At 65.5% G+C, this 16,599-nt stretch carries 15 protein-coding genes; 6 read left to right on the top strand and 9 right to left on the bottom strand.

The window, feature by feature from the left end; all coding sequences use genetic code 11:
- Positions 1-99: 99 nt before the first annotated feature.
- Positions 100-1,149 carry a DUF1176 domain-containing protein gene (locus POF53_RS07570; RefSeq protein WP_498967083.1) on the bottom strand — a complete coding sequence of 350 codons (1,050 nt, stop codon included), beginning with the start codon at positions 1,147-1,149 and terminating at the stop codon, positions 100-102.
- A gap of 30 nt (positions 1,150-1,179) precedes the next feature.
- Positions 1,180-2,220 carry a DUF1176 domain-containing protein gene (locus tag POF53_RS07565; protein WP_498967081.1) on the bottom strand — a complete coding sequence of 347 codons (1,041 nt, stop codon included), beginning with the start codon at positions 2,218-2,220 and terminating at the stop codon, positions 1,180-1,182.
- Positions 2,221-2,370: 150 nt separating this feature from the next.
- Here POF53_RS07565 and POF53_RS07560 point away from each other — a divergent pair, with 150 nt between their 5' ends.
- A complete protein-coding gene (locus POF53_RS07560) occupies positions 2,371-2,943 on the top strand; it encodes a biliverdin-producing heme oxygenase (protein ID WP_203647403.1) in 573 nt (190 codons plus the stop codon).
- Positions 2,944-2,960: 17 nt separating this feature from the next.
- Here the strand turns inward: POF53_RS07560 and POF53_RS07555 are convergent, their stop codons facing one another.
- Positions 2,961-3,332: a hypothetical protein gene (locus POF53_RS07555; protein ID WP_203647404.1), complete on the bottom strand. Its 372-nt coding sequence runs from the start codon at positions 3,330-3,332 to the stop codon at positions 2,961-2,963.
- A 185-nt stretch (positions 3,333-3,517) separates the two neighbouring features.
- Here POF53_RS07555 and POF53_RS07550 point away from each other — a divergent pair, with 185 nt between their 5' ends.
- Genes POF53_RS07550 through POF53_RS07540 form a run of 3 tightly spaced genes read left to right on the top strand, consistent with a single transcriptional unit; the run spans position 3,518 to position 4,630 of the window.
- Positions 3,518-3,838: a transcriptional regulator gene (locus POF53_RS07550; RefSeq protein ID WP_203647405.1), complete on the top strand. Its 321-nt coding sequence runs from the start codon at positions 3,518-3,520 to the stop codon at positions 3,836-3,838.
- Positions 3,825-4,145 carry a helix-turn-helix domain-containing protein gene (locus POF53_RS07545; protein WP_232855850.1) on the top strand — a complete coding sequence of 107 codons (321 nt, stop codon included), beginning with the start codon at positions 3,825-3,827 and terminating at the stop codon, positions 4,143-4,145. The genes POF53_RS07550 and POF53_RS07545 overlap by 14 nt, the downstream gene beginning before the upstream one ends.
- Before the next feature lie 35 nt (positions 4,146-4,180).
- Entirely contained in the window at positions 4,181-4,630 is a 450-nt protein-coding gene (locus tag POF53_RS07540) for a GNAT family N-acetyltransferase (RefSeq protein WP_498967078.1), read from the top strand.
- Between the two features lie 377 nt (positions 4,631-5,007).
- Here the strand turns inward: POF53_RS07540 and POF53_RS07535 are convergent, their stop codons facing one another.
- Entirely contained in the window at positions 5,008-5,295 is a 288-nt protein-coding gene (locus POF53_RS07535) for a hypothetical protein (protein WP_203647408.1), read from the bottom strand.
- A 583-nt stretch (positions 5,296-5,878) separates the two neighbouring features.
- Between POF53_RS07535 and POF53_RS07530 the strand changes: the two genes are divergently transcribed.
- A complete protein-coding gene (locus POF53_RS07530) occupies positions 5,879-7,819 on the top strand; it encodes a methyl-accepting chemotaxis protein (protein WP_498967075.1) in 1,941 nt (646 codons plus the stop codon).
- 198 nt (positions 7,820-8,017) lie between these two features.
- The gene (locus POF53_RS07525; RefSeq protein WP_254463483.1) at positions 8,018-9,211 is read left to right on the top strand and encodes an MFS transporter; all 1,194 of its coding nucleotides are present in this window, start codon (positions 8,018-8,020) and stop codon (positions 9,209-9,211) included.
- A gap of 57 nt (positions 9,212-9,268) precedes the next feature.
- Here POF53_RS07525 and POF53_RS07520 read toward each other — a convergent pair whose 3' ends face one another.
- The 5 genes from POF53_RS07520 to POF53_RS07500 all read right to left on the bottom strand — a co-directional run bounded on the left by POF53_RS07520 (position 9,269) and on the right by POF53_RS07500 (position 16,386).
- Positions 9,269-11,083, bottom strand: a complete 1,815-nt coding sequence (locus tag POF53_RS07520; RefSeq protein ID WP_254463481.1) for an ABC transporter ATP-binding protein/permease — start codon at positions 11,081-11,083, stop codon at positions 9,269-9,271.
- A gap of 194 nt (positions 11,084-11,277) precedes the next feature.
- Complete coding sequence (locus POF53_RS07515) at positions 11,278-11,493, bottom strand: formate dehydrogenase subunit delta (RefSeq protein ID WP_234561542.1); 216 nt, start codon at positions 11,491-11,493, stop codon at positions 11,278-11,280.
- Positions 11,490-14,366, bottom strand: coding sequence for a formate dehydrogenase subunit alpha (gene fdhF / locus POF53_RS07510; protein ID WP_498967072.1), 2,877 nt, complete (start codon positions 14,364-14,366; stop codon positions 11,490-11,492). The genes POF53_RS07515 and fdhF overlap by 4 nt, the downstream gene beginning before the upstream one ends.
- A complete protein-coding gene (locus POF53_RS07505; RefSeq protein ID WP_254463477.1) occupies positions 14,363-15,907 on the bottom strand; it encodes a formate dehydrogenase beta subunit in 1,545 nt (514 codons plus the stop codon). Before POF53_RS07505 ends, fdhF begins: the two co-directional genes overlap by 4 nt.
- Positions 15,901-16,386, bottom strand: a complete 486-nt coding sequence (locus POF53_RS07500) for a formate dehydrogenase subunit gamma (protein WP_203647415.1) — start codon at positions 16,384-16,386, stop codon at positions 15,901-15,903. Before POF53_RS07500 ends, POF53_RS07505 begins: the two co-directional genes overlap by 7 nt.
- Between the last annotated feature and the right edge of the window lie 213 nt (positions 16,387-16,599).

Below are 16,599 nucleotides of genomic sequence, written 5' to 3'. Positions count from 1 at the left end.
GGCTGCGCAGCGGCCCCAGGATTTCAGCATTGACGGAAAAATCGCCGGGGCCGCTACGCGCCCCCTTCGCGGCACAAGGCCGCTCCTACAGGGGACATGTCAACCTAGGCACCACAGTACCGGCCAGAATTCCGGCTTTACGTATCCACAGCGATCCAGCCGGGCCACCCGCTCCAGACGCATGCGCTGACCGTCATAGCGCCATTGCTGGACCAGGCCACAACCGCGCTCCAACAGGCTTTTATCAGTGGCCTGCAATTGGCCACTTTGCGGATCGAACGTCACATGGCCACTGAGCTGCGGTGCCAGTAACGGCGTCGGCGCCTCGAAGGCCATTTCACTGATCTGGTAGGGCTCGGTGCGAGACACCCGATACAGGTAATTGGCGCAGAACTCGCCACTGCACCCGACATTGAGAATGACCAGGGCACTGTCAGCGTCCAGCGGGTACACCTCATAGTGGCTAAAGCTGAGGCCCGGCACATCACCTTCGACACCCGCCTGGCGCTTCACCGTCCTGCCGATTTCATGCGCCTGCTCGTCGCTCATGCCAGGCGCGGCGACAAACTGCGGCAACGCCGCCGCGACAGGAGCGTCAGGCACCTCGGCAGCCGGGACGTCGCCCACCCGCACCAGCGCATCGGCATGCCCTACCCGACCCTGGACCGCATCAATGGCCAGCAACGCGCCACTAATCCCCTGCAACGACGCCACCAGCTCGCCATCCTCGGTCAACGAACTCAGGCGATTGCCGTTGCGTATCTGACGGATCAGCGCCAGTGTCGCATCACCTTCGAGCTGCAGGTCGAAATCGTACTCACCTTGGATCCGCCGCCATTGAGCAGACAGTTCCTGACCATCGAGCAACACCTGGTCGGCAAACGCCGGCCCGACACGCAGCGTCAGCTCGAGCTTACCCTGCGGCCCTGCCTCGCGCCGGACGATGGTCTGCAGGCCGCTCATCAGCTCGTCATCGATCGCCAGCAACGCCGTGCAGGCACGGGTGTTATCACAGCCGACCGCCCAGTCCTTGACCTGCCGGTACAGCGGCACCGCCTCTAGCGCTGCCGGGTCGCTTTCGGCCTGCGCGGCCAGTGGTGCCATGAGCGCCAGCAGCAGTGCCGCACGGTGGCGTTTCATCCATTGCATGGTGTTGCCCCTGACATCCCTTTCGCGTTTTCAGCCTTCGCTGCGCCATAGTACCGGCCAAGTGTCAGTGCCCACTTCGGCACACCGGTCCATCCGCGCCAACCTGACCAGGCGCATGCGCATGCCGTCGTAGCGCCAGCTTTCCTCGACCCCGCAGCTGCCGGGATAGTCGTCCTTGGCATAGCTGTAGAGCTCGCCTTTTTTGGGGTAGAACTCGATGGCGTCGCGCATGCGGCTGATCAGCACCGGGCTGGACGGCGCCTCGAACTCCAGCGGCCCAAGGGCATAAGGCGCCTTACGCGACACTTTGTACAACGCGTAGAGGCAATGGAAATCGTTGCAGTTGTAGCTGAGCAACGCCAGGGCGTGCTGGTCGTCCAGGGCATGCAGCTCAAGCTTGGGAGCGACATCGTATTCGTTCTTCAACTGGTCTTCGGCGGCCGCCTTGGCCATCACTACCGGGTTGATGCCCGCCAGTTCCTGCTCGCTAAGCGGCGTGGCTGTCACAAACGCCGGTACCTGGGGCTTGGCCGGGATGGGCAACTGGGCGTCGGCGACGCTGTCGCCGGGGCGCACCAACGCGCTGTAGTGACCGACCCGGCCCTGCACCGCATCCATCAGCAGCAAGGCGGCGCTCAGGCCTTGCAGCGAACTCACGCGCTCCCCTGGCCGGGTGTCGTCCACCAGGCGCTGGCCATTGCGCAATTGCCGCAACACGGCATAGGCATCGGCGCCCTCCAGTTCCAGGGTGGTCTCGACGCCGCGGGTCATGCGCCAGGGTGCGACCAGTAGCTCTCCGTCGAGCAGGGGCTCGCCCGACCAGTCAGTGCTGCCCACCAGGGTCAGGTGCAGGTTACCCCAGGCGCCCGCCTCGCGCTGCACCAGCATGCCCACCCGCATCTTCTCCGGATGATCGGCCAGCACCGCGGTGCAGAAGCGCGTGTTGTCGCAGCCCACCACCCAGTCCTTGATCTCCCGGTACACCGGTACCGGCTCTGGCTCCGCCGCGCCGACCAGGCCGGGTAGCAACGCCAGCCCGAGGGCCAGCAAGTTCCTTGTTGTTGCGCGCATCGTGCTGCATTCCTGTCTTAGCCGTGAAAGCCCCACTCCAGAGGCGGCGCAATGATTCCACAGATCAAATGCCAGGTGCGGAAAATCGGCAGTGGTGGTGGCGCCATGGGATCTGGCAGTATCGGTTGCGTCATGTTCAGAGCCTGCGCCATGTCCGCTACCGTCAGCCCGCTGTTGCTTGCCTTGCGCGAGGGTACCCGCGCCTGCCACGAAGGGCTGGAGGCGCGCCTGCCGTTCTTCAGCGAAGGCTTCGACCGGGCGGCCTATGCGCGCCTGCTTGCGGCTTACCACGGTTTCCATGCGCCGCTGGATACCTTGCTGGCCGGGTACCAGGCCGCCGAACGCAACAAGACACCCGCCTTGTCCCGCGACCTGAGCGCCCTGGCCATCGATGTCGAAGCACTGCCGCTGTGCCACGCCCTGCCTCGCATCGACGATGAAGCCAGTGCACTCGGTGTGATGTATGTACTGGAAGGCTCCACCCTGGGCGGCCAGCTACTCAAGCGAGCCATGGCTGAACGCCTGGGCATCGACGCCGACAGCGGCGGTGCGTTTCTCGACGTCTACGGCGCGCAGACCGGCGCACGCTGGCGCAGCTTCCTCGCTCGACTGGCTGGCGCAGATCCGGAGCCTGCCGCCCAAGCCCGGACGGTAAAGGCAGCGGTCGAGACCTTCACCTGCTTCGAACAATGGCTTGAAGAGCGACGCGTGCTGGCCTGCTGATCCCCCGCGCTGGGGCCTTACCTACGGCACTTGTTCAACAGCGATGTCACCGTGGGCGTCATGCTGATCGCCGCCCCGCACAAACCACCGCATAGCAGCGCGAAGCCCAGCGCCCGCAGCGGGTGCAAGGTATTGAAGAATGCCAGTACCAACAGCATCAGCAACAACGCCAGCGCGTAGCGGATTGACGTTCTTGGAATTGCCACCATCAGCAGGTTGAAGAGCACGAAAGCGTAGAACACCATCATCGTTGCCAAGCCAACGCTGACGCCTCGCGCCATCGGCGGGCCGATATACTGCCGGTACAGATCGAAGCCCAGCCTCAAGAGGAAGGGAAACGCCACACAGGCCAGTGCGTGCAGCAGGAAACGGGAAAGCAACGGCAACATTCGTCCTTGATCCTGGAGCCGGCCATGGTTTGCGCAGGGCCGTGAGTGAGGAAAACGGATGCTAATGGCCGGAATGGCCGCCAGCAAGCCACAGTATTGGCCGGCAACCCCTCGTGACAAAGACCTGCTTTTCCAGCTTGGCGCCACACAGCAGAATCCCTACGTCAAAGACGTAAGGATGCGGTATGCTGACGATCATCGAAGCGCCACTGTTTTCGAAGCTGTGGCCCGACTACTGGACCGCTGACGAACATGGCGCGTTCATGCACCACTTGGCCAACAACCCTGATGGCGGCGCAGTCATCCCCGGCTCCGGTGGCTGCCGCAAGGTACGCTGGCGCATCGAAGGCCAAGGCAAGCGCGGCGCCGTGAGGGTCATCTACACCGCCCAGCTAGACAATGGTGTTCTGGTAGCACTGCTTATCTACGGCAAGAGCGCCACCGAGAGCATACCCGCGCATGTACTGCGCCAGATCGTGAAGGAACTGAACCATGCCCCTGACTGAAAAAGAACTGATGCAGCGCGATGCCAAGCGCAATATCGCAGAGGAGCTGCTTCAGTCCATTCGCGATGTCAAAGCCGGACGATTTGGCGCTGTACACCAGGTCGAGGTGACCGAAGCCGCAGAGGCCCGCAGCAAGACCGGCTTGTCCCAGCTGAAGTTCGCCGAGCTGCTCGGCGTCTCCGTACGTACGTTGCAAGAGTGGGAACAAGGCCGGCGCACGCCTTCGGGAGCTGCACGTACGCTACTGCATATCGCATCTGTACGACCGGATGTGTTTCATGAAATCCTGCAGGATCGCCCCACATAGCAAGGGCGCTGGACAGCCTGATAGCGAGCCCCGACATGAACGTCATTGCCTGTGATCTGCACCACCTGGACGCCGCCGCGGACCTCTTCAACCAGTACCGGATGTTCTACCAGGAAGCGGATGACCTCCCCGCTTCCCGCACATTCCTCAAGGCCAACCTCGAAACCGGCAACTCGCGTATCTACCTGATGCTGGACGCCGACGGCCAGGCCATCGCTTTTGCCCAGTTGTACCCGGCCACCTGCTCGCTGGCGATGAGGCGCTTCTACTGGCTGTATGACCTGTTCGTTGCTCCGCACGCCCGTAGGGGTGGTCATGCCCGTTACCTGATGCAGCAACTGACCGAGATTTTCCAGGCCGAGGGCGCGCAGCGGTTGAGCCTGGACACCGCCCGGAGCAACCTTGCCGCCCAGGCACTGTATGAATCGCTGGGGTATGTGGCCGAGCAGGATTTCGTGACCTATCACAAGATGCTCGATTGCTGAGACTTGTCGGGGTGTTCGACGGGAGACTGGCAGCGTCTTTGAGATCGAGCGCCGCCCGCGCGGCGCATCGCGGCACAAGGCCCTACATTTGTTGTAACGTGACCATGCCTGATAGACCATGGTTGTTAGCCTTGTGCGCTCGACGCGATTTTTTGGCGGGCATTGCCGCCACCCCACTCGTCTCAAGACATGCACCAAGGCGGGCAACCATGGCCTGACAGGTTCGGTACGTTGCAACAAATGTAGGAGCGGCCTTGTGCCGCGATGCGCCGCGCGGGCGGCGCTCGATCTGATAGGCGCTGCAAGGATTGCGGCGGACACCTGGCGGCCCTCATACAGTCAACAACCTTGGCGCCGAAAGTACCTGAGCGACCCGATCAACCCCGCTCTATCCCATCCAGCACAGCCGACGTCAAGGCCAGCCCTTTCTCCAGGGAGTTCTCCGTCGCCACCAGCAAACTGCGCAGTGGTTCGCTGGCTTTTTCCAGGGCCATCGCGTTGGTTTCGTAGGCCGCCTGCAAGGCCGCTACCGCGCACACCAGCGCATCCTCGCCATCAATGCCGGCATGCACCGAGAACATCGGTGGATGGGCGTCGTGGCAAGTGCCGAAATGGGCGTTGGCCGTGGTGGGCCGGGAGGTTCGGGTGGTCGTATCGAGGGTCATGGGCGAACCTCCCGGGGCAAGGCGCGGGGTGGATCGGGCACGAATTTCAGCATGGTTCAGCACTCCTACATAGCCAGGGGAGCTGCCGATATCCGCTTGCACTCGGAACGATGGAGGCAGCTGTACGTGGGTGTGCAAGACCGTGGATGTAGGAACCCGGCAGGCCCGAAGGCCTCCCACGTACAGCCGCCATTGAGCGACTTGAACCACATCCTCGGGCTTGCACACCCGGTCGTTGAATCAGCAACGACAGGCCGAGACTAAGGAATGCGACTGGCCAGAACAACAGCTGAAAGGCCGTAAAAGCATGCTTGGGAAACGTCCTACGTGAAATAGGGAAAGTCTTAGTAATCCGCTTGAAACAACTGTCCTGGCCTCATCGCGGGGCAAGCCCGCTCCCACGCATCTCCTCCTATTTGCCCTGCTACTTGCCCTGAAAGTCAGGACAATTTCTAATTTTCCTGTACACGAAACATCTACTAAAGGTTTATATTCCGCCCGCCGAAACAGAAAAGGTAGCAAGTGGCCACCACTCCATCGAAGCGGCCATGTACACCCTTCACTCTCACGGATGGGCGTCACCATGAAAATAAAAAACAAACTGATCCTGGCCTTCGTACTGGTGGCCTTCATCCCGGTGGCCCTGGTCGGCGGGATCTCGGTGCTGAACATCCGCAGCGAGGCGGTGGACCAGTTCCTCGACGGCAGCACCCGGGAAATCCGCCAGATCGACGGCAACATGCGCCAGTTCTTCGATGGCACGCTGCAGAACGTCGATCAAATGGCCAAGGATCCTGTATACACCTCGGTTGCCTCGCTCAAGGACTACACCGGCGCCGACGCCGCCAACCAGCCGATGCCCGAGGCCGCGCAGCGGGTGATCGACGCCTTCGCCCGCTACGGCACCACCCACCCGGCGGCGGCGATCCTGTCCATCGGCCTCGAGGACGGCAGCTACGCCAAATGGCCGGACGACCCGCAACTGGCCAAGTACGACCCGCGCACCCGCCCCTGGTACAAGGCCGCCATGGCCAGCCCGGACAAGACCGTGCGCACCGCCGCCTATTACTACGACAAGGATGACGTGGCCCTGGTCGGCACCGCCCGGGCGCTGCTCGACGAGGCCGGCAAGGCCAAGGGCGTGTTCGTGGTCAGCGTGTCGCTGAAGAACCTCACCGAGCTGGTCAAGAGCATCAAGCTGGGCGACAGCGGCTATGTGATGCTGATCGAGGACGGCACCGTGCTGGTCGACCCACGCAACGCCAGCCACGGTTTCAAGCAGCTCAAGGACCTCGGCGTACCCTACGCGCAACTGGCCGCCACTTCCCAGGGCTCCACCGACGTGGTTATCGACGGCGTGCGCTACATGGCCAACGTGTGGACCTCGCCAGGCCTTGGCTGGCGCTTCGTCGGCCTGATCGAGTACGACGAGGTGATGGCCGCGGCCACACGCATGACCTATGTCACCGCGTTGATCGTGGTGGTGCTGGCCCTGGTCTTCGCCCTGGTGGCGGCGGCGTTCTCGCGGGTGATCGTCAAGCCGATCGGCCAGGTCAGTATCGGCCTGCAGTCGATCGCCGAGGGTGAAGGCGACCTGCGCCGCGACCTGCAGGTGCAGGGCAAGGACGAAACCGCCGAGCTGGCCGGCTGGTTCAACAAGTTCCTCGCCGCCATCCGCCAGCTGATCCAGCGCATCGGCGCGGCCTCGACCAACCTGCACGAAGCCTCGCGCAGCAACAGCGAAATGGCCGGCAACATGAACGAGGCCGCCGGGCGCCAGCGCGAGGCGGTGGAGCTGGTATCCACCGCGTTCAACGAGATGGTCGCCACCGCCAACGAAGTGGCGCGCTCGTGCAGCAGCGCCGCCGACGCCGCCGAGCACGGCCACCGCCGGGTGGCCGAGGGCAAGCAGCAGATCGAGGCGACCACCGACAACGTCAATCGCCTGGGCCGGCGCCTGAGCGAGTCGTCCCAGGCCATGGTCGAGCTGGAGGAAGGCAGCCGCAGCATCAACCAGATCCTCGGCACCATCCGCGCCATCGCCGAGCAGACCAACCTGCTGGCGCTCAACGCCGCCATCGAGGCCGCCCGGGCCGGCGACCAGGGCCGTGGTTTTGCCGTGGTGGCGGACGAGGTGCGGGCGCTGGCCAAGCGCACCGCCGACTCCACCGGCGAGATCGACCAGTTGCTCAACACCCTCGGCGGCAAGACCCAGGAGGTCTCGCAGAAGATGGAAAGCTGCCTGGACCTGTCGCGCGCCAGCGTGTCGTCGATCGAAAGCGCGCGGGACAGTTTCGAGGGCATCCAGCTCTCGGTAAACGAGATCCGCGACCAGAACCTGCAGATCTCCGCCGCCGCCGAGGAGCAGCACAGCGTGGCCGAGGAGATCAACCGGCATATCCAGCAGATCTACGACGAGGCACGGCTGGTGGAGGGGCTGGCCAGCTCCGCCCAGGCCGACTCCGGCAGGCTGGCGCAGTTGTCGGATGAGCTGAACGGGCTGGTGGGACGCTTCAAGTCGTGACCTTTGGCTTGAGCCTTTACGCGGCCCCTGTAGGAGCGGCCTTGTGCCGCGAAAGGGCCGCAAAGCGGCCCCGGCAATCTGTGCATCAACGCTGAAATCCCGGGGCTGCTCCGCAGCCCTTTCGCGGCACAAGGCCGCTCCTACAGGACTTGCGTATGGCTCGGCTACAGTGAACTCGACGCCACCCTCGAGAGCACCATGCCCAACCACAGCCCCATCCCCCGCAGCGTCTGGGCTTTAGGCTTCGTCTCGTTGCTGATGGACATCTCCTCCGAGATGATCCACGCCCTGCTCCCGCTGTACCTGGTCACCGTGCTCGGCACCTCGGTGCTGGCCGTGGGCCTGATCGAAGGCATCGCCGAGGCGACGGCGGCGATCACCAAGGTGTTCTCCGGCGCCCTCAGCGACCGCTTGGGCAAGCGCAAGCTGCTGACGGTGATCGGCTACGGCCTGGCCGCCGTGACCAAGCCGGTGTTCCCGCTGGCCCCCGGGCTGGAATGGCTGACCGCGGCGCGCTTCGTCGACCGCGTCGGCAAGGGCATCCGCGGCGCGCCTAGGGATGCGCTGATCGCCGATGTCACCCCCGCCGAACTGCGCGGCGCGGCATTCGGCCTGCGCCAGGCGCTGGATACGGTCGGGGCGTTTCTCGGGCCATTGCTGGCGATCCTGTTGATGTGGCTGACCGCCAGCCACTTCCAGACGGTGTTCTGGGTGGCGGTGATTCCGGCGTTCATGGCGCTCTATGTGCTGGTAGCCTTCGTCCGCGAGCCCGAAAAACCGGCTGCGCTCGGCACAGTGGCCATGCCTCTGGCACTTCGCGAACTGGCCCGGCTAGGCAACGGTTACTGGCGTCTGCTCTTCCTGGCCACGCTGTTCACTTTGGCGCGCTTCAGCGAAGCGTTTCTGCTGCTGCGCGGCCAGGCGCTTGGCCTTGCCCCCTTGTGGGCGCCAGCGGTGCTGGTGCTGATGTCGCTGGCCTATTCCCTGTCGGCCTATCCTGCCGGGGCACTCTCCGACAAGGTTGGGCGACGGGGTGTGTTGATGCTCGGGCTGGCCCTGCTGGTGCTGGCCGATCTGCTGCTGGCCTGGTTGCCGGGCCTGTCCGGCCTGGCACTGGGCGTGATCCTGTGGGGGCTGCACATGGGGTTTACCCAAGGCGTGTTCAGCGCCTTGATCGCCGATAGTGCGTCCGAGGACCTGCGCGGGACCGCATTCGGCGTGTTCAATCTGGTAACGGGGGCAGCGTTGCTGGTGGCCAGTGTGCTGGCCGGAGGGCTGTGGGACTGGGTGGGGTATCAGGCGACGTTCATGGCGGGGGGCGTGTTCGCCGCTACCACAATGGCAGGTTTGTGGTTCATGGCTGATCGTGGGAGCGGGCTTGCCCCGCGATGAGGCCGGCAGGAACAACTTCATTGCCTGACCTGACGCCATCGCGGGGCAAGCCCGCTCCTACAGGGTCATGGCTGCCGGCTGCTGCTCCAGCAACGACCATCCCCCCTGCCCGTCCACCTCCAGGCGATGGGAGTGGAACCCCGCCAAGGTACTGCGGTGCCCGACACTGACCAGCAGCGTCGCCGGCAGCTCCGCACGCAGCAGCGAATACAGCGCATGCTCCAGCCCTTCATCCATCGCCGAGGTGGACTCGTCAAGGAACACCACCTGCGGCCGGTTGAACAGCACCCGGGAGAACGCCAGGCGCTGCTGTTCGCCCAGCGACAGAATCCGCGACCAGTCGCGCTGCTCGTCCAGCCGTTCGGCCAGATGGGCGAGGTTGACCTGGCGCAGGGCCTGCTGCATGCGTGCATCATCCCCGGGCACGCCCTGTGCCGGGTAGGCGATGGCGGTGCGCAGGTCGCCCAGTGGCAGGTACGGGCGCTGCGAAAGGAACAGTGCCTGCGTCCCCAACGGTCGCCTGACCTCGCCCTCGGCATAAGGCCACAGGCCCGCCAGGGCGCGCAGCAAGGTGGTCTTGCCGCTGCCCGAAGGTCCTTTGATCAGTAGCGCCTGACCGCTATGCAGGCTTAGATCGAGATCAGCGATCAACGCATGGCCATCGGGGCGTCGCACCTGCAAGCCATGAATCCCCAATCCATGAGCCTGATCCACGGTGGCCACGCGCGGCAAGGCGCTGGCCTGCTGGTTGGCATCGAGAAAGCCTGTCAGACGATCGAGGGTGGCTCGGTACTGGGCAAAGGTGTCGTAGGACTCCCGGAAGAACGACAGCGAATCCTGCACCTGGCCAAACGCCTGGGCGGTCTGCATCACATCGCCGAGTTTGATCGCGCCGCTGAAGAAGCGCGGCGCCTGGAGGATGAACGGGAACACCACCGCCACCTGGCTGACGCCCAGGTTGAAGCCGCTGAACTTGAGGTTTCGAAACACCAGCGCCCAGGCGTTGCCGATCAGCGCGAAGAAGCGCCCGAGCAAGGTGCCCCGCTCCACCTGCGCGCCCTGGTAGAAGGCGATGTTCTCGGCGTTCTCGCGCAGACGCATCAAGGCGTAGCGGAAGTTGGCGGTCAGTTTCTCGTTGAGAAAATTCAGGCGGATCAGCGGCTGGCCGAGGCGGAAGGCGATCCAGGTGGCGACCAGCACATAGACATACACGGCGAACACCATCGCCCGGGGGACTTCGACGCCGGCCACTTCAAGCGGCGCCGACAGGCCCCAGAGAATGCCGGTAAAGGCCACCAGCGACACCAGCGCGCTGACCGCCCCCAGCGCCAGCGACACGGAGCCGCTGACGAAGGCGTTCACATCCAGTTCGATACGCTGGTCGGGGTTGTCCACCGGTTCGGCAAGGAACTGCCCACGGTAGTAGGCATCGCCGTGCATCCAGTCGGCGGTCAGGCGCTCGGTGAGCCACACCCGCCAGCGGATGTTGAACGCCTGGGTGACGTAGAAGGCGAACAGCGAGCGCAGTACATGGATGGTCGCCAGCACCGCGAACACCCCGAGCAGGTACCAGAACGCGGTCTGGTCCAGTGCCTGCAGGGCGCTGTAGAAGCCGTTGTACCAGAACGAGAACAGCACGTTCAGGCGCACCGCGAACAGCGTCAGGACCAGCAGCAGCGCAAAAGCCAACAAGGGCCGCCAACTGCGGCGCAAGCTGAAATAAGGTCCGGCCAGTTGCCAGAACTGAGCCCCCCAGCGGGTGTAGCGCACAGCCAGCAAGGCGGTAATGGTGAAGCAGACAAGGGTGACCAACGAGGCGATTGCCAGCCAGCTCAGGCTCTCTTGCAGGGCCTGGTGCCAGTTCATGTCCATGGTGCGCGTCCGTAGAGGCTATTTTTGCGAGCGTAGCACCGGACCTGCATTAACCCTGCAAACATGACGGACATTTCATCTTGAATCTGTTCCGGCCCATCGCGGGGCAAGTCGCATCGGCGCACCGCCGCTCCCACAAAAACGCCAAGCGGGGTTCGTGGGAGCGGGCTTGCCCCGCGATGGGCCGGAACAGGCTAAATCACCGCCTGGCCCAATGCCTCCCTGACCTTCTGATCCAATCCCTCTCCTGCGTGGGCCTCGGTCCACTCCTGCAACTGCCGACGCATCGCCGGCGTCCAGAAGCTCTGCAGATGCTGCCTCACCCCCTGCACCGCCTTGGCATGATCCGGCTCGCTGTCGAAGTAATGGGCGATCTGGTTGGCCATCTTCACCAGATTGTCACTGCTCATCGGCGCACCTCCGCCGCTTCCGCTTGCCGGCGCTCCTTGAGCAACCTGCGCTGCTCGTCACTGAAGCGCTGGTAGCGTTTCTGCCACTCCGACGGCTGGAACACCTTCGCCACCTCCACCGCAGTGACCTTGTATTCCGGGCAGTTGGTGGCCCAGTCGGAGTTGTCGGTGGTGATCACGTTGGCGCCGGACTCGGGGAAATGGAAGGTGGTGTACACCACCCCCGGCGCCACCCGGCCGCTGACCCTGGCGCGTAGCACGCTCTGCCCGGAACGGCTGCCGATGCCCACCCAGTCACCGTCGCTGATACCCCGACTCTCGGCATCGCTGGGGTGGATCTCCAGGCGGTCCTCGTCGTGCCAGGCGACGTTGTCGGTGCGCCGGGTCTGCGCGCCGACGTTGTACTGGCTGAGGATGCGCCCGGTGGTCAGCAGTAGCGGGTAGCGGCTGTTGACCTTCTCGTCGGTGGGCACGTAGCCGGTGAGCATGAAGCGCCCCTTGCCGCGCACGAACTGGTCGATGTGCATGGTCGGCGTGCCGTCGGGCGCGGCGTCGTTGCACGGCCATTGCAGGCTGCCGTGGCGGTCGAGTTCGGCATAGCTGACCCGGCGGAAGGTCGGGGTCAGGCGGGCGATCTCGTCCATGATCTCGGAGGGATGACGGTATTGCATGGGGTAACCCAAGGCACCGGCCAGGGCCACGGTGGCCTCCCAGTCGGCCTTGCCGGCCAGCGGTTCCATCACCTTGCGCACCCGCGAGATACGTCGCTCGGCGTTGGTGAAGGTGCCGTCCTTCTCCAGGAACGAGCTGCCTGGCAGGAACACATGGGCGAACTTGGCGGTCTCGTTGAGGAAGATGTCCTGCACCACCACGCACTCCATCGCCAGCAGCGCGGCCGTGACATGCTGGGTGTTGGGGTCGCTCTGGGCGATGTCCTCGCCCTGGCAGTACAGCGCCTTGAAGCTGCCGTCCAGCGCGGCCTCGAACATGTTGGGAATGCGCAGCCCCGGATCAGGCTGCAAGGTCACGCCCCAGGCCTGCTCGAACTCGGCGCGCACACTTTCGTTGGAGATATGCCGGTAGCCGGGCAGCTCGTGAGGGAACGAGCCCATGTCGCATGAGCCCTGCACGTTGTTCTGCCCGCGCAGCGGGTTCACCCCAACCCCTTCGCGGCCGATGTTGCCAGTGGCCATGGCCAGGTTGGCGATGCCCATCACCGCAGTGCTGCCCTGGCTGTGCTCGGTCACACCCAGGCCGTAGTAGATCGCCGCGTTGCCGCCGGTGGCGTAGAGCCGGGCGGCGGCGCGGATCTGCTCGGCGGGCACGCCGCACACCTGGCCAAGCACTTCGGGGGCGTTGTCGGGCTGGGCGACGAAATCGCGCCAGCGGGCGAAGTCCTCGGGCTCGCAGCGGGCTTCGACGAACCGCTGGGCCAGCAGACCCTCGGTGACGATCACATGGGCCAGGGCGTTGAGCATCGCCACGTTGGTGCCCGGGCGCAGCTGCAGGTGCAGTTCGGCGCGGGCATGGGGCGAGTCGACCAGGTCGATGCGCCGCGGGTCGATGACGATCAGCCGGGCGCCCTGGCGCAGCCGGCGCTTGAGCTGCGAACCGAACACCGGATGGGCGTCGGTGGGATTGGCACCGATCACCAGCACCACGTCGGCCTGCATCACCGAGTCGAAGCTCTGGGTGCCGGCGGACTCGCCCAGGGTCTGCTTCAGGCCGTAGCCGGTCGGCGAATGGCAGACTCGTGCGCAAGTGTCGACGTTGTTGTTGCCGAAGGCCGTGCGCACCAGCTTCTGTACCAGGTACACCTCTTCGTTGGTGCAGCGGCTGGAGGTGATGCCACCGATGGAATCGCGCCCGTACTTGAGCTGGATCCGCCGGAACTCGCTGGCGGCATAGGTCACCGCCTCGTCCCAGCTGACCTCCTGCCACGGGTCTTCCAGGCGCTTGCGGATCATCGGTTTGGTGATGCGGTCCGGGTGGGTCGCGTAACCCCAGGCGAAACGCCCCTTGACGCAGGCATGGCCATGGTTGGCGCCGCCGTTCTTGTCCGGGACCATGCGCACCAGCTGCTCGCCCTTCATCTCGGCGCGGAACGAGCAACCCACGCCGCAGTAAGCGCAGGTGGTGATCACCGCCCGTTCGGGCTGGCCGAGCTGAACCAGGCTCTTCTCGCTCAAGGTGGCGGTCGGGCAGGCCTGCACGCAGGCGCCGCAGGACACGCATTCGGAGCTGAGGAAATCGTCGCCGCCGGCCGCCGCCACCCGTGAGTCGAAGCCACGCCCGGTGATGGTCAGGGCGAAGGTGCCCTGGATCTCCTCACAGGCCCGCACGCAGCGGTTGCAGACAATGCACTTGCTCGGCTCGTAGTCGAAGTACGGGTTGGACACGTCCTTCTGTTCGCTCAGGTGATTGGCGCCGTCATAGCCGTAGCGCACCTCGCGCAGGCCGACCTGGCCGGCGACGGTCTGCAGCTCACAGTTGCCGTTGGCCGAGCAGGTCAGGCAGTCCAGCGGGTGGTCGGAGATGTACAGCTCCATCACGTTGCGCCGCAGGTCGGCCAGGCGCGGTGTCTGGGTGCGCACCACCATGCCTTCGCTGACCGGCGTGGTGCACGAGGCCGGGTAGCCGCGCATGCCGTCGATCTCGACCATGCACATACGGCACGAGCCGAAGGCCTCGAGGCTGTCGGTGGCGCACAGTTTGGGAATGCTGGTGCCGAGCAAGGCGGCGGCGCGCATCACCGAGGTGCCGCCGGGCACGCTGATCGAACGGCCATCGATGACCAGGCTGACCTGCACGTCGTTGACCCGCTCCGGGGTGCCCAGGTCGATATCGCTGCGGGGGTCGAAGTAGTTGATCATTGCGCGGCCTCCAGGCCGAAATCGGCGGGGAAGTGCTTGAGCGCGCTGACCACGGGGTACGGGGTCATCCCGCCCATGGCGCACAGCGAGCCGTATTGCATCGTGTCGCACAGGTCGCGCAGCAGGCCGGCCTGGCTCGCGCGGTAGGCCGGGTCGGTACTCGCGATCAAGCGGTCGACCACCTCCACGCCACGGGTCGAGCCGATCCGGCACGGCGTGCACTTGCCGCAGGACTCCTCGGCGCAGAACTGCAGGGCGAAGCGGGCCATGCCCGCCATGTTCAGGGTGTCGTCGGCCAGCACCACGCCACCGTGGCCGAGCATCGCGCCCAGGGCGGCGAAAGCCTCATAGTCCAACGGGGTGTCGAATTGCGCGGGCGGCACCCAGGCGCCCAGCGGGCCGCCGACCTGCGCCGCCTTGATCGGCCGGCCACTGGCGGTGCCGCCGCCGTAGCCTTCCACCAGCTCACGCAGGGTCAGGCCGAAGGCGCGCTCCACCAAGCCGCCATGGCGGACATTGCCGGCCAGCTGGAACGGCAAGGTACCCGTCGAGCGGCCCATGCCGAAGTCGCGGTAGAACGCCGCGCCCCTGGCCAGGATGATCGGCACCGAGGCCAGGGTAAGCACGTTGTGCACCAGGGTCGGCTGCCCGAACAGGCCCTCGAGCGCCGGCAACGGCGGCTTGGCCCGGACGATGCCGCGCTTGCCCTCGAGGGATTCGAGCAGCGCGGTTTCCTCGCCGCAGATGTACGCCCCGGCCCCCACCCGCACCTCGAGGTGGAAGGCCACGCCGCTGCCGGCGACATCCAGATAGCCGGCCTCGCGGGCCAGCAGGATGGCCTCGTTCAAGGTACGCACGGCATTCGGGTATTCCGAGCGCACATAGATATAGCCCATGCTCGCCCCCACGGCGAGGCCGGCGATGATCATGCCCTCGATCAGCAGGAACGGATCGCCCTCCATCAGCATGCGGTCGGCGAAGGTGCCGGAGTCGCCTTCGTCGGCGTTGCACACCACGTACTTCTGCCCGGCCATTGCCTGGCGCACGGTACGCCACTTGATGCCCGCGGGGAACGCCGCGCCGCCCCTGCCCCGCAACCCGGAGTCGAGCACCGCGGCGACCACTTCGTCACCGTCCAGCAGGGTGGCCTGGCGCAGGCCTTCAAAGCCGCCGTTGGCGTGATAGTCGTCCAGCGACAGCGGCCGGGTGATGCCGGCGCGGGCGAACAGCAGGCGTTGCTGGGACTTCAGGTAGGGAATCGCTTCCACCGGCCCCAACGCCAGGGCATGGCTACCGGGATCACCCGCCAGGGCATCAAGCAGCCCGGGCACATCCTCGGGGGTGACCGGCCCGAAGCCCAGGCGGCCTTGGGCGGTATCCAGCTCCACCAGCGGCTCCAGCCAGTACAGGCCACGGGAGCTGGTGCGGTTGATATCCAGCGTTAAGCGCCGCTGCGCGGCTTCGCGGGTCAACGCCTCGGCCACCTGGTCGGCACCGACGGCGCAGGCCAGCGAATCGCAGGGGATGCACAGGTTCAGCATGCCTTCACCTCCTCGCGGCAAGCGGCCACCAACGCCTGCAGGCGTTCGGGGGTGACGCGGGCGTGGAGCCGGCCATCGAGTTCCAGGGCCGGCGAGCAGGCGCAGGCGCCCAGGCAATACACCGGGCGCAGGTCGAGCGCGCCATCCTCGGTGCGACCGTGGTCGTCCAACCCAAGCTGCTCACGCAACTGCGCGGCCAGCGCCTCGGCGCCGCGGCTCTGACAGGACTCGGCGCGGCACAGACGCAGGGTATGGCGGGCCGCCGGCGTGGTACGGAAATCGTGATAGAAGCTGATCACCCCGCGCACCTCGGCCTGGCTGAGGTTGAGGGCATGGGCGATCTCGGCGACGGCGCTGTCGGGAATGTAGCCGGCGCCGGCCTGGATGGCGTGGAGGATCGGCAACAGGGCGCCGGGAGTGTCCTGCTCACGGGCCAGGACGCGTTGGATCAACGGCAGGTGGTTCAAGTCATCAGGCATACAGCAGACCTCGGCATCCCGGGGCGGCCCGTTGGCGGGCGGCGGTCCGGCGGTGTTCAGCTGCGGTGCGGGCCAGGTCACGGTGGCGGCAGGCCGGGCACCCTCGTTGTCCCTGGCCGGGCGTCTTGCTGCGCTCGGTCCACGGGCATCCTCAGAGCATGGCAGTTATTGCGCGAGGGGGTTGTGCGCGGGCGACCCGGCGCGTCCTGAAAC

The organism is Mitsuaria sp. RG (genome assembly GCF_028369275.1).
Classification (GTDB): domain Bacteria; phylum Pseudomonadota; class Gammaproteobacteria; order Pseudomonadales; family Pseudomonadaceae; genus Aquipseudomonas; species Aquipseudomonas peradeniyensis.
Note: the sequence above shows the minus strand (reverse complement) of the source record. Positions and strands in the feature narration are given on the sequence as shown.